We start from the raw sequence: 13,600 nt of genomic DNA on the forward strand, positions 1-13,600 counted from the left end.
ATGCGTCCGGACATGCGACGACCCCCGCCGGGGGGGAGAGCGGGGGTCGTCCCCACGGCCGACTCGGGGGGGGGAGGAGTCGGACCGGGTTAGCACGGTCGCGAACGATCCGTGACTTCCATGGTGTACCCGAGAGCCTTCTCAGGCAAACCCACGCGCCACACCTTACGCCGAATGGTGGGCGCCTATGCTCGCCCCGTGGAAAACCACTCCGTGCCTCACTCGACTCCCCGTACTGCCGCGTTCTTCGACTTGGACAAGACCGTCATTGCAAAGTCCAGCACGCTGACCTTCAGCAAGTCCTTCTACCAAGGCGGTCTGATCAATCGGCGGGCCGTACTGCGCACTGCGTACGCCCAGTTCGTGTTCCTGGCGGGCGGCGCCGACCACGATCAGATGGAGCGTATGCGGGAATACCTCTCCTCACTGTGCCGCGGCTGGGACGTCGCGCAGGTACGGGAGATCGTTGCCGAGACGCTGCACGATCTGATCGACCCCATCATTTACGACGAGGCGGCCTCGCTCATCGAGGAACATCACGCCGCCGGACGGGACGTCGTGATCGTCTCCACCTCGGGCGCCGAAGTCGTCGAACCGGTCGGTGAACTCCTGGGCGCGGACCGGGTGGTGGCCACCCGTATGGTCGTCGGCGAGGACGGCCGCTTCACCGGTGAGGTGGAGTATTACGCGTACGGCCCGACCAAGGCGGAAGCCGTCCGGGAACTCGCCGCATCCGAGGGCTACGACCTCGAACGCTGCTATGCGTACAGCGATTCGGCGACCGATGTGCCGATGCTCTCGGCGGTCGGTCATCCGTACGCGGTCAATCCGGACCGGGCGCTGCGCCGTGAGGCGATCGCGCGCGGTTGGCCGGTTCTCTCCTTCAGCCGTCCGGTCCCGCTCAAGCAGCGGCTCCCGGTGCTGACGATGCCCTCCCGGCCGGCGCTCGCCGCCATGGCGGCGGTGGGCGCGGCCATGGCAACCGCGACGCTGGTCTGGTACACGAGCCGGCGGAAATCCACAAAGCCACAGCTCCGCCTTATCGGCCGGACCGGTCGCACCGCCCCCAATGCCCGCGTTTGAAGTCAAACGTAAAGATCTGCAGGTGGGGGTTCCGCTTGTCCTGCCCGAGTAGTACAAAGGACTTAACGGCCCGCGAGACCAAGGACATCCGAGAGGAACACCTTTAACGCAGGAAGTGGCCCACGGACCGATGCATGAATGCCGAGCACCCACGCGACGCCGACCCGTCGATTACGGGCCAGCCGCACCAGGTAACCGGACGAAGATTCCGACCTGATGGGCATATATGTGAGCACGCATGGTAACTAGGCGGACATGCCAGCGGCGGTACCACCCATTGGTACCGCCGCAACCCTGTTCAGGGGCGAATGAAGCATTGCTTCCGGAATTCGTGAGCACCGCCCGAAGCTCTCGCCCCGGCTCCCGTTATGCCGCGCCGCGCTGCAGCGCCTCACAGACTGCGGTGCTCTCCCGTACGCCCAGTTCCACCGCGCGTCCGCAGTGTGCGATCCATGCCGCGACGCCCTCCGGGGTGCCGGACACGTAGCCGTCCAGGGCCGCGACATAGGCCGCGCGCCCCAGTTCGGCGTGCCCGACCTCGGCCGGACAGATCGACTTCGGGTCCAGCCCGCTGCCGATCAGCACAATCCGCTCGGCGGCCCGCGCGACCAGTCCGTTGCAGGTGGCGAACGGCCGCAGGGCAAGCAGCTCGCCGTGCACCACCGCCGCGGTCACCAGGGCCGGGGCCTCGGTGCCGGCGAGCAGCAGCCGCGACAGCCCGTCCAGCCGCCCGGCGACCTCGTCGGCATCCGGCAGCGGCAGCTCGATGAGCGGTTCGTCCACCGGCTCGGCGGCCAGCCGGGGCCGCCCCACCGTCTCGTCCGCCACCTCGCCCGGCTCTCGCGCCCCGTCGACCCCGTCGGAGCTCCGCCCGCCACCCGATGCCGCCACCAGATGGAGCCGCGCCAGCACCCGCAGCGGCGACTGCCGCCACACGCTGAGCAGCTGTCCGGCCTCGGCCGTCAGCCGCAAGGCCGCGCCGACCGTCCGCGGTTCGCCCTCGACACCGAAGTCGGTGCGGCGCCGCACCTCTTCGAGCGCCCAGTCGGCCCCCGAAAGGGCCGCGGAACCGCGCGCTCCGCGCAGCGCCGCCTCGGATGTCACCTCGTTGCTGCGGCGTCGCATGATCCGGTGCCCGTATACCCGGTCGACGCCCTTGCGTACGGAGTCCACGGAGTCGGCGACCCCCGGGAGCGAGGCCAGGGTCGCGAGCGGGTCGTCGCTCGCTTTCGGGGGTGCGGGGGACGTCCCCCGGGTGTTTCCAGCCATGGGTACGACCCTACGCACCACGGGGCCCGACCCCTCGAAGGAGTGGTCTTCCTCACGCGGAGCTCTCACTCAGAGCAATATTCCGCTTACCCTTGGTGAACATGAAGATCGCTTTCGTAGGCAAGGGCGGCAGCGGCAAGACCACCCTGTCCTCCCTGTTCATCCGGCATCTCGCCGCGGCCCGGCTCCCCGTGATCGCCGTGGACGCGGACATCAACCAACACCTGGGCGCCGCCCTCGGCCTCGACGAGACGGAGGGCGCGGCGCTCCCCGCGATGGGCGCCCATCTCCCACTGATCAAGGACTACTTGCGCGGCAGCAACCCGCGGATCCCGTCCGCCGAATCGATGATCAAGACCACCCCGCCCGGCGAGGGGTCCCGGCTGCTGCGGGTCGGCGAGGACAACGCCGTTTACCAGGCCTGCGCCAGGACGGTGAAGCTCGATGACTCCGCCGTGCGGCTGATGGCGACCGGGCCGTTCACCGAGTCCGACCTGGGCGTGGCCTGCTACCACTCCAAGGTCGGCGCGGTGGAACTGTGCCTGAACCACCTCGTGGACGGCCGCGAGGAGTACGTCGTCGTCGATATGACGGCCGGCTCCGACTCCTTCGCGTCCGGGATGTTCACCCGCTTCGACATGACCTACCTGGTCGCCGAGCCGACCCGTAAGGGCATCGCCGTCTACCGCCAGTACAAGGAGTACGCACGAGACTTCGGCGTACCCCTGAAGGTCGTGGGCAACAAGGTGCAGGGTCCCGAGGACCTGGCGTTCCTGCGCGACGAGGTGGGCGGCGACCTGCTGGTGACCGTCGGCCACTCCGACTGGGTGCGGGCCATGGAGAAGGGCCGCCCGGCCCCCTTCAGCCGCCTGGAGGAGGGCAACCGCCACGCCCTGCAGACGCTGCACCACACGGCTGACGCCGCCTACGGGCACCGTGACTGGGAGCGCTACACACGCCAGATGGTGCACTTCCACCTGAAGAACGCGGAGAGCTGGGGCAATGCGAAGACCGGCGTCGACCTCGCGGCCCAGGTCGACCCGTCCTTCGTGCTCTTCGAGGGAACGGCCGCCCCACAGCCCGCCTGACCTGCAGGGGGCAGCCGGTCGGCGCGGCCGGCCAGGCCGGTTGCCCGCCGGCCCGGAGGGTGCCGGCCCCGAGGGCGCCGACACGGAGGGCGCCGACATGGAGAGCGCCGGGATCGCAGGCGCCGGTTCGGACGGCACATTTCCCGCTCCGGGAACCGGTGCGCGCCTTCCGGGTGATGCACCGAAATAACGGCGCACCCGCTTCATGCGCGAAGGAGAGGCAGGAAAAGAGCAAGCCAAAAACCACCGGATTCATTCGATAGGGGGAAGGATGACGGCATATGCCGGTAAAAGCTTCTCCCTTCCTTTACCTGTCATTACGGTTCATTTACCGATGCTTGGGAGTCGCCGGACCATCGCCCCACAGCGATGACCGCCGGCCGGCTCACGTCCCGCCGCAGTACACCGCCGCCCCACGATCGCGCCCCGCGCGACCGCGTCGCCCCGGAGGAGACGGGAATGCCGCAGATCGAGAAGTCACCGCCGCAGCCGCCGCGCACCGCGCACCCCACCGAACCCCCTCCCGAGCTCCCTGTGGCACCCGGGGCCGGCCCTCGCACCAAGAAGGGTCGGCGGGCCGCCTTCCGAGGGGACCTCTCCGCCTCGGCCGTCGTCTTCCTGCTCGCCGTCCCGCTGTCGCTGGGCATCGCCCTGGCCACCGGCGCCCCACTGCAGGCCGGCCTGGTCGCCGCGGTCGTCGGCGGCATCGTCGCCGGTCTGCTGGGCGGCGCCCCGCTCCAGGTGAGCGGCGCGGCAACCGGCCTCCTGGTGGTCACCGCCGACCTGGTCCAGCGCTACGGCTGGCGCGCCACCTGCGCCATCACGGCCCTTGCCGGCCTCGCCCAACTCGCCCTGGGCGCACTGCGCGTGGCACGGGCGACGCTGGCCGTCAGCCCGGCGATCGTGCACGGCATGCTGGCCGGCATCGGGGTCACCATCGCCCTCGGCCAGCTCCATGTGGTGCTCGGCGGCAGCCCCGACGGCTCGGCGCTCGACAACGCGACCGCGCTGCCCGGCCAGTTGGCGCATCCGCACGCCACCGCGCTGCTGATCGGCGCCGTCACCGTCACCGTCCTCATCGGATGGGGGCGGCTGCCGGGCCGCGCCGGACGGTGGGCGCGAGTACTCCCCGCCCCGTTGGCCGCCGTGCTCGCCGCGACGGCCGTCAGCGCAGGGGCTGCGGTATCGCGCGTGGAGCTGCCGTCCTGGCGGCTCCCCGAGCCGCCCACGCTGCCGGACGCATCCCTTCCGGCGCTCGCCGCCGCGGTGCTGACCGTCACCCTCGTCGCCAGTATGGAGTCGCTGCTGTCGGCGGTGGCCGTGGACCGGCTGGCGGCCGAGCGGCCGGGCGCTCCCACCGGGCGGACGCGGCTCAACCGCGAGCTGGCCGGCCAGGGCGTGGCCAATACCGTCTCCGGGCTGCTGGGCGGGCTGCCGGTCTCCGGAGGCGCGATGCGCGGCTCGGCCAATGTGCGGGCCGGTGCGGCCACCCGTCGCGCCACCGTGCTGCACGGCGTATGGGTGCTGGTGTGCGCGGGCCTGCTGGCCGGGGCACTGGAGATGATCCCGTTGGCCGCACTCGCCGCGCTGGTGATGGTCGTCGGCGTGCGGATGGTGAGCTTCGCGCACATCCGGCACGTCCAGCGCCACCGCGAATTCCCGGTGTACGCCGCCACGCTGGGCGGCGTGGTGCTCCTCGGCGTGCTCCAGGGCGTGGTGACGGGCATCGCGGTCGCGCTCTTCCTGGCCCTGCGCCGGCTGACGCACACCCGTATCACCGTGACGGCGGAGGCCGACGGCTACCGGGTACGCGTCAGCGGACAGTTGACGTTCCTGGCGGTGCCACGGCTGACCCGGGCGCTGGGGCAGGTGCCTGCGCACACCGATGTCGTCGTCGAGCTGGGCGGCTCGTTCATGGATCATGCCGCCTACGAGGCACTGCAGTCCTGGTCCGCCGCCCATCGGGCGCACGGCGGCTGGGTGACCCTGGGCGGCCGCTCCGGCCGGCCGATCGCCGAGCCGGCCAGTGCGCACTCCTGCCGTCCGTGGACACCGTGGCGCAACCATCACTGCACCCGGCCCGCCGCGGACCCGGCAGCGGCCCCGGAGAGCAGCGGCAGCCAACTGCTGGGCGGGGTCAGCGCATTCCAGCGCCATACGGCTCCGCTCGTGCGCGAGGAGCTGGCCCGGCTGGCGCGCGAGGGCCAGCGGCCCCGTCAGCTGTTTCTGACCTGTGCGGACTCCCGGCTGGTCACGAGCATGATCACATCAAGCGGGCCGGGTGATCTGTTCACCGTGCGCAACGTGGGCAACCTGATGCCGCCGCCCGGCTCGGATGCTTCCTGCGACTCCGTGGGGGCGGCCATCGAGTACGCAGTGGAGGTGCTGCGGGTCGGCTCGATCACCGTGTGCGGCCATTCGGGGTGCGGTGCCATGGGGGCGCTGCTGGGCGCCGCCGTGCCGGAAGAGGCCGAGCCGACCTCGCTCACCCGCTGGCTGCGGCACGGCCGGCCGAGCCTGGCCCGTATGGAGCGCATCGGACGGCTGGGGCGGGGCGAAGTCTCGCTGAGCGGACGGCCGGTGAGCGACGACCACGAGCGGCTGGCGCTCGTCAACGTCATGCAGCAGCTCGACCACCTCAGGGAACACGCCTGTGTGGCCCGCCGGGTGGCCGAGGGCACGCTCACGTTGCACGGCATGTACTTCCATGTCGGCGAGGCCCAGACCTACGTGCTCGACGAGGCGACCGGGCGGTTCTGCCCGGTCCGCGGTGAGCCGGCACCGGTAACCGTCTGACCTGCGCGGCGGCCTCACAACGCCCTTGGAACAGCGCCCGACCGACAGGTCTACACCAATATTTGTCCACAGGCCTTGTCAGGGCCAGGCGCGGACTGATGAGCTATGACCTGGGGACACATCGGACGCCCTGGGATTGGGAGAAGTTGTGAGCAACGAAAGCCTGGCCAACCTGCTCAAGGAGGAGCGGCGGTTCGCGCCGCCCGCCGATCTGGCCGCGAACGCCAACGTCACGGCCGCCGCGTACGAACAGGCCGCGGCGGACCGGCTGGGCTTCTGGGCCGAGCAGGCCGAACGTCTGTCCTGGGAGACCGCTCCCACCCAGACCCTCGACTGGTCCAACGCGCCCTTCGCGAAGTGGTTCGCCGACGGCAAGCTCAACGTCGCGTACAACTGCGTGGACCGTCATGTGGAGAACGGCCTGGGCGACCGGGTCGCCATCCACTTCGAGGGCGAGCCGGGTGACACCCGCGCGATCACCTACGCCGAGCTGCAGCGCGAGGTCTCCAAGGCCGCCAACGCACTGACCGAGCTGGGGGTGCGCAGTGGCGACCGGGTCGCCGTCTACATGCCGATGATCCCGGAAGCGGTCATCGCCATGCTGGCCTGCGCGCGCCTGGGCGCCCCGCACTCCGTCGTCTTCGGCGGCTTCTCCGCGGACGCGCTGGCCACCCGCATCAACGACGCGGACGCCCGGGTGGTGATCACCGCCGACGGCGGCTACCGCCGCGGCAAGCCGTCCGCCCTCAAGCCCGCCGTCGACGAGGCACTGACCAAGCCCGGCACGGAGAACGTCCGCAGCGTCCTGGTCGTCCGCCGCACCGGCCAGGAGGACGTCGCCTGGCACGAGGGCCGGGACGTGTGGTGGCACGAGATCGTCGAGCGGCAGAGCGACCGGCACACGCCCGAGGCCTTCGAGGCCGAGCACCCGCTGTTCATCCTCTACACCTCCGGCACGACGGGTAAGCCCAAGGGCATCCTGCACACCACCGGCGGCTACCTCACCCAGGTCTCGTACACCCACCACGCGGTCTTCGACCTCAAGCCGGAGACCGACGTCTTCTGGTGCACCGCCGACGTCGGCTGGGTGACCGGCCACTCGTACATCACCTACGGCCCGCTCTCCAACGGCGCGACCCAGGTGCTCTACGAAGGCACGCCGGACAGCCCGCACCAGGGCCGTTGGTGGGAGATCGTGCAGAAGTACGGCGTGACGGTCCTCTACACCGCGCCGACCGCGATCCGCGCCTGCATGAAGTGGGGCGATGACATCCCGGCGAAGTTCGACCTGTCGTCGCTGCGGGTCCTCGGGTCGGTGGGCGAACCGATCAACCCCGAGGCATGGATGTGGTACCGCAAGCACATCGGGGCTGACGCGACGCCGATCGTCGACACCTGGTGGCAGACCGAGACCGGCGCGATGATGCTCAGCCCGCTGCCGGGCGTCACGGCCACCAAGCCCGGCTCGGCCCAGGTGGCACTGCCCGGTATCGCCGCGACCGTCGTGGACGACGAGGCCCGCGAGGTTCCCGACGGCGCGGGCGGCTACCTCGTGCTGACCGAGCCCTGGCCGTCCATGCTCCGCACGATCTGGGGCGACGACCAGCGCTATCTCGAAACGTACTGGTCGCGCTTCGAGGGCAAGTACTTCGCCGGTGACGGCGCCAAGAAGGACGACGACGGCGACATCTGGCTGCTCGGCCGGGTGGACGACGTGATGCTGGTGTCCGGCCACAACATCTCCACGACCGAGGTCGAGTCGGCGCTGGTCTCGCACCCGAAGGTGGCCGAGGCCGCGGTCGTCGGCGCCGCCGACCCGCAGACCACCCAGGCCATCTGCGCCTTTGTCATCCTGCGCGGCGGCGCCACCGCCGAGGACGAGGGCCTGGTCGAGGAGCTGCGCGCCCATGTCGCCCAGCAGCTCGGCCCGATCGCCAAGCCCCGGCGGATCCTGCCGGTCGCGGAGCTGCCCAAGACCCGCTCCGGCAAGATCATGCGGAGGCTGCTGCGCGATGTGGCCGAGAACCGTGACCTCGGCGATGTCACGACCCTCACCGATTCCTCCGTCATGGACCTGATCCAGGCGAAGCTGCCGAGCGCGGCCTCCGAGGACTGAGCGGGAACGGATGGCGGTAAGGGGCACCTGGCTGCGCGGCCGGGTGCCCCTTCCGTCGTCTCCGGCGCCCCAGCCCCTCCGTCGGTCACCGGCGCCCGGCCTCTCCGGCACTCCGGACTCTCCGGCGATCCGTCGCCTCCGCCGGTCTGCCCGGCCTCCCTGGCGCCCCGGCCTCCCCGACACGGCCATCCCGTCACCTCCGGCAGCCGGGCCCCTCCGGTCCGCCCGACCCCTCCGGTCCGCCCGGAACCCGGCCCGGCAGCCCGGCCCGCTCCCAGCGGCCCGAGGCCCGAATTGCCCGTAAAGTGAGGCCACCGGATAGCCGCTTGCCCCTCCCCGGTACAGTGGGAACCGCGTCAATGACGCGCTAAGAACTCAGGGTGCGCCGGGAAGTCTGGTCGGCAACTGCAACAGCCGTACGCAGCTACCGAAAAGCCCGGAGGTCACCGCGTGAGCACCCCCACCCACCGCCGCTCCCCCTTCCTGGGGCGGATGCCGCTGCCCGAGCGGAACTTCGTCGCGGACGCGCTGCGCGCCGAAACCGTCGGTGGCATCCTTCTGCTCGCCGCCGCCGTTGCGGCTCTGATCTGGGCAAACACCCTTGGCGGCAGCTATGAAGCGGTCCGCGGCTTCCACCTGGGACCGGCCACACTGGGCCTGGACCTGTCCATTCAGCACTGGGCCGCCAACGGGCTGCTCGCGGTCTTCTTCTTCGTCGCCGGCATCGAGCTCAAGCGCGAACTGGTGGCCGGCGAGCTGCGCGACCCGAAGGCCGCCGCACTGCCCGTGATCGCCGCGCTCTGCGGCATGGCGGTGCCGGCGGTGGTCTACTTCGCCGTCAACAGCATCGGCGACGGCTCACTACAGGGCTGGGCGGTCCCCACCGCCACCGATATCGCCTTCGCCCTCGCCGTACTCGCCGTCATCGGCACGTCCCTGCCCTCCTCACTGCGCGCCTTCCTGCTCACCCTCGCCGTCGTTGACGACCTCTTCGCGATCCTGATCATCGCGGTCTTCTTCACCTCGACGCTCAACTTTCTGGCGCTCGGTCTGGCCGCCGTCGGCCTGGTGATCTTCTATCTGCTGCTGCGCAAGGGTGTCCGGGGCTGGTACGTCTACGTCCCGCTCGCCCTGGTCATCTGGGGCCTGATGGAGAACAGCGGGGTGCACGCCACCATCGCCGGCGTCGCCATGGGCCTGATGCTGCGCTGCACCCGGCGCGACGGCGAAACACGGTCCCCGGGCGAGCACATCGAGCATCTGGTCCGCCCGCTCTCGGCCGGCCTCGCCGTGCCGCTGTTCGCCCTCTTCTCCGCGGGCGTCTCCATATCCGGCGGCGCGGTCCACGACGTCTTCACCCGGCCGGAGACGCTGGGCGTCGTACTCGGCCTGGTGGTGGGCAAGACGCTCGGCATATTCGGCGGCACCTGGCTCACCGCCCGCTTCACCAAGGCCACGCTCAACCCCGACCTCAAGTGGCCGGATGTCTTCGCCCTCGCCTCCCTGGCCGGTATCGGCTTCACCGTTTCGCTGCTCATCGGTGAACTCGCCTTCTCCGGGAACCCGGTACTGACCGACGAGATCAAGGCATCGGTGCTGACCGGCTCGCTGCTGGCGGCCCTCTTCGCCGGCATCCTCCTCAAGCTCCGTAACACCAAGTACAAGAAACTGTGCGAGGAAGAGGAGCGGGACGAGGACCAGGACGGCATCCCCGACATCTACGAACTCGACAAGCCGGAATACCACCTGCGGATGGCGGCAATCCACGAAGCCAAGGCCGCGGAACACCGGCGGCTTGCCGAAGTGGCCTCCAGCAGGCATGCCGGAGACGATGGTCCGGCATGATCTGAGAGGCTTTGCATCCGGGTGAAGAAAAGAGGGAGACGGCGATGAGCGCAGCCGACGACGGCACGGACCGCAGCCTCGGACAGCTGGTGGCCACGGCCACGGCCGAGATGTCCGCGCTGGTGCACGACGAGATCGCGCTGGCCAAGGCGGAGTTCCGCCAGGACGCCAAGCGGGCGGGCATCGGCAGTGCCGCGTTCATGGTCGCGGGCGCGCTGGCGCTGTTCGCGCTGCCGGTACTGAGTTTCGCCGCGGCCTACGGCATCCACAACCTCGGGCTCGGGCTCGCCTGGTCCTTCCTGATCGTCGGCGGCGCCTTCCTGGTCCTCGCCGGTCTGCTGGCCCTCATCGCGATGGCCAAGATGAAGAAGATCAAGAAGCCGGAGAAGTCCATCAACTCGGCCAAGGAGACCGCGGCCGTGCTCCAGAAGGCCAAGCCGCACCCGCGCCTGACCCCGGTGGAACACCCGGCGCTGGAGTCTGTGACACGCTCATCGGTATGACAGCCCCTGACAGCACCGCCTCGGTCGTACGGCTCGGCATCCCCGGCGGGAAAGAGGTGTCACACCGCGACGTCGCGGCCAATGGCGCCCGCTTCCACATCGCGGAGCTGGGCGAGGGCCCGCTGGTGCTGCTGCTGCACGGCTTTCCGCAATTCTGGTGGACCTGGCGGCACCAGCTCAGCGCCCTGGCCGAGGCGGGCTTCCGCGCGGTGGCGATGGACCTGCGGGGCGTCGGCGGCAGCGACCGCACCCCCCGCGGCTACGACCCGGCGAATCTCGCGCTGGACGTCACGGGCGTCATACGGTCCCTGGGCGAGCCGGACGCCGCGCTCGTCGGGCACGACCTGGGCGGCTACCTTGCCTGGACGGCGGCGGTGATGCGGCCCAAGCTGGTGCGCCGGCTGGCCGTGTCCTCGATGCCGCACCCGCGGCGCTGGCGCTCGGCGATGCTCGCCGACGTCCGGCAGAGCGCCCGGAGTTCGCACATCTGGAACTTCCAGCGGCCCTGGCTGCCCGAACGGGCGCTGACGGCGGACGGCGCGGCGCTGGTGGGCCAAATGATCCGCGACTGGTCCGGGCCCCGGCAGCCGGAGGACGAGGCGATCGCGGTCTACCGGCGGGCGATGAGCATCCCGTCGACGGCGCACTGCTCGATCGAGCCGTACCGCTGGATGGTGCGGTCGATGGCGCGCCCCGACGGACTGCAGTTCAACCGCCGGATGAAGATGCCCGTACGGGTCCCCACGCTGCACCTGCACGGCTCGCTCGACCCCGTGATGCGCACCCGCAGCGCGGCCGGCTCCGGCCAGTACGTCGAGGCGCCGTACCGCTGGCGGCTGTTCGACGGCCTGGGCCACTTCCCGCACGAGGAGGACCCGGTGGCGTTCTCCACTGAGCTGATCAACTGGCTCAAGGACCCGGAACCGGATCGCTGAACGGCCGGGCGCGGCAGCGGGCCGACGGCAACCGGGGCTTTGGGCCCGACCGTTGAGGGTTGTGCCCACCTGCCGTGCGTATCCGCCGTGGGCGCCTGCCGTGCATACCTGCCGTGCGCACGGTTCCGTCGTGGGTCCGCTTCCCGCTGAGCGGGCGGCGCGAACCGCTCGGCGGGGCCCGCCACCCGAAGCTCGAACGCTCGTATGACGAACAGCCACTTGCCTGGCGCATAGGCCAATTGGCGGCCCCCGAGGCGGTTACGGACCTTGGGGCACGGGCAGAGTCGAGGGTATGGGCTGGACGCACGACTACCGTGACGTGGCACGCAACCGCCGCAGCAGTGCCGCTGTAGTGGGTACTCAGGACAGGGGAACCCCGGACCTCGGGTCCGGCCAATCCCCCGATCCGGCGCACCCCATGGGCATCCCACGCATCCTGCGCCGCAGAGCGCGCTGGATGAGCGCGCGACTACGCCATCCCCGTGCCTGAACGACGGCGCACCTGAATCCAGGCGTACCTCAATCGGCCGCACCGCCGGCAGGGCGCAGGAAGCACGTCTCCCCGCCCCTGACGCGCCCCACGGCGCGTGTCCGGCGCCGCGACCGACCGGCAGGGCCGGGGGGCAACACCTGACCGTGCGCCGGACGCCTGTGAGCGCCGTACGGACACCGCGTGGATGCGTCGGCGGGGAGACACCGCTTGGAGGGCGCCACCCTGGCTGTCGGCCGGGTGGCGCCATCCCGGCTGCCGGTCAGATGGCGCAGCCCTGGCTGTCGACCTGTTGCCTGGCCGTACGTCCCTTGAGGACGTCCTGGCGGATCTCGTCGGCGGTCAGCGCATAGCCGGTGTGCGAGTCGTCCAGCGACTTCGCGAAGACGACGCCGTAGACCTTGCCCTGCGGGGTGAGCAGCGGGCCGCCGGAGTTGCCCTGCCGGACCGTGGCGAAGAGGGAGTAGACATCGCGGCCGACCGTGCCGCGGTGGTAGATGTCCGGGCCGTTGGCCTGGATGCGGCCGCGGATACGGGCGGAGCGGACGTCGTAGCCGCCGTTCTCCGGGAAGCCGGCGACGATGGCGCTGTTGCCGCTGCTCGCGTCCCCGTCGGTGAACTGCAGCGCCGGCGCCTCCAGGGAGGGCACTTCCAGGACCGCGATATCGCGCCGCCAGTCGTAGATCACGACCTTGGCGTCGTACGTACGGCCCTCGCCGCCCACCTGGACGGTCGGCTCGCGCACACCGCCGACCACATGGGCGTTGGTCATCACACGGTGCCGGCCGAAGACGAAGCCGCTGCCTTCGAGGACCTTGCCGCAGCCGGGGGCCGTGCCGACGACCTTGACGATGCTGCGCCTCGCTTGCGCCGCCACCGGGCTGGAGGCCAGCCGGGGGTCGGGCGCCGGCACGTTGTGGATCGGCTCGTTGGAGAACGGCGTGAAGACCTGCGGGAAGCCGTTCTGCGCGAGGACCGAGGAGAAGTCCGCGAACCAGGTGCCGGCCTGCGGGGGCATCACCTGGGACACACCGAGCAGCACCTTGGAGTTGCGGACCTCCTTGCCGAGCGTCGGCAGGGACGTACCGGCCAGCGCCGAGCCGATCAGCCAGGCGACCAGCAGCATCGCCAGGACGTTGACCAGCGCGCCGCCGGTCGCGTCCAGGGCTCTCGCCGGTGACCAGGTGATGTACCGGCGCAGCTTGTTGCCCCAATGGGTGGTGAGCGCCTGTCCCACGGATGCGCACACGATCACGATGGCAACCGCCGCGATGGCCGCGAAGCTGCCGGGTGTCGCGTCTCCGGTGATCTCGTTCCAGATCACGGGCAGCAGATAGACCGCGATCAGACCGCCTCCGAGGAAGCCGATCACGGACAGGATGCCGACGACAAAGCCTTGCCGATAGCCGATGATCGCGAACCACACGGCCGCGACCAGTAGCAAGATGTCCAGGACGTTCACGCCGGACACCGTC

10 protein-coding genes are annotated in these 13,600 nt (G+C 70.5%); 8 read left to right on the forward strand and 2 right to left on the reverse strand.

Annotated features, from left to right (window positions below; genetic code table 11):
* Nucleotides 1-174: 174 nt before the first annotated feature.
* Entirely contained in the window at nucleotides 175-1,083 is a 909-nt protein-coding gene (locus ACGFR7_RS14585) for an HAD family hydrolase (protein WP_393317993.1), read from the forward strand.
* 366 nt (nucleotides 1,084-1,449) lie between these two features.
* On the opposite strand, the gene ACGFR7_RS14590 is transcribed toward ACGFR7_RS14585, so the two are convergent.
* Nucleotides 1,450-2,352: an oxidoreductase gene (locus ACGFR7_RS14590; protein WP_393317996.1), complete on the reverse strand. Its 903-nt coding sequence runs from the start codon at nucleotides 2,350-2,352 to the stop codon at nucleotides 1,450-1,452.
* A 101-nt stretch (nucleotides 2,353-2,453) separates the two neighbouring features.
* Here ACGFR7_RS14590 and ACGFR7_RS14595 point away from each other — a divergent pair, with 101 nt between their 5' ends.
* The 7 genes from ACGFR7_RS14595 to ACGFR7_RS14625 all read left to right on the forward strand — a co-directional run bounded on the left by ACGFR7_RS14595 (nucleotide 2,454) and on the right by ACGFR7_RS14625 (nucleotide 12,125).
* Complete coding sequence (locus ACGFR7_RS14595; RefSeq protein WP_393317998.1) at nucleotides 2,454-3,440, forward strand: ATP-binding protein; 987 nt, start codon at nucleotides 2,454-2,456, stop codon at nucleotides 3,438-3,440.
* A gap of 459 nt (nucleotides 3,441-3,899) precedes the next feature.
* On the forward strand, nucleotides 3,900-6,236 hold the full coding sequence (locus tag ACGFR7_RS14600; RefSeq protein ID WP_393318001.1) for a SulP family inorganic anion transporter: 2,337 nt from the start codon (nucleotides 3,900-3,902) through the stop codon (nucleotides 6,234-6,236).
* 148 nt (nucleotides 6,237-6,384) lie between these two features.
* Complete coding sequence (gene acs / locus ACGFR7_RS14605) at nucleotides 6,385-8,352, forward strand: acetate--CoA ligase (RefSeq protein ID WP_393318004.1); 1,968 nt, start codon at nucleotides 6,385-6,387, stop codon at nucleotides 8,350-8,352.
* 450 nt (nucleotides 8,353-8,802) lie between these two features.
* On the forward strand, nucleotides 8,803-10,197 hold the full coding sequence (nhaA, locus tag ACGFR7_RS14610; protein ID WP_393318006.1) for a Na+/H+ antiporter NhaA: 1,395 nt from the start codon (nucleotides 8,803-8,805) through the stop codon (nucleotides 10,195-10,197).
* A 44-nt stretch (nucleotides 10,198-10,241) separates the two neighbouring features.
* Nucleotides 10,242-10,700 carry a phage holin family protein gene (locus tag ACGFR7_RS14615; RefSeq protein WP_393318009.1) on the forward strand — a complete coding sequence of 153 codons (459 nt, stop codon included), beginning with the start codon at nucleotides 10,242-10,244 and terminating at the stop codon, nucleotides 10,698-10,700.
* Nucleotides 10,697-11,635 (forward strand): alpha/beta fold hydrolase, encoded by a 939-nt coding sequence (locus tag ACGFR7_RS14620; RefSeq protein ID WP_393318011.1) that lies wholly within the window; start codon nucleotides 10,697-10,699, stop codon nucleotides 11,633-11,635. The genes ACGFR7_RS14615 and ACGFR7_RS14620 overlap by 4 nt, the downstream gene beginning before the upstream one ends.
* Before the next feature lie 292 nt (nucleotides 11,636-11,927).
* Nucleotides 11,928-12,125: a hypothetical protein gene (locus ACGFR7_RS14625; protein ID WP_393318013.1), complete on the forward strand. Its 198-nt coding sequence runs from the start codon at nucleotides 11,928-11,930 to the stop codon at nucleotides 12,123-12,125.
* Nucleotides 12,126-12,387: 262 nt separating this feature from the next.
* Here the strand turns inward: ACGFR7_RS14625 and ACGFR7_RS14630 are convergent, their stop codons facing one another.
* Nucleotides 12,388-13,587: a MarP family serine protease gene (locus tag ACGFR7_RS14630; protein WP_393318016.1), complete on the reverse strand. Its 1,200-nt coding sequence runs from the start codon at nucleotides 13,585-13,587 to the stop codon at nucleotides 12,388-12,390.
* Between the last annotated feature and the right edge of the window lie 13 nt (nucleotides 13,588-13,600).

Origin of the sequence: Streptomyces sp. NPDC048516 (assembly GCF_043199875.1) — a bacterium.
In the GTDB taxonomy this organism is placed as follows: domain Bacteria; phylum Actinomycetota; class Actinomycetes; order Streptomycetales; family Streptomycetaceae; genus Streptomyces.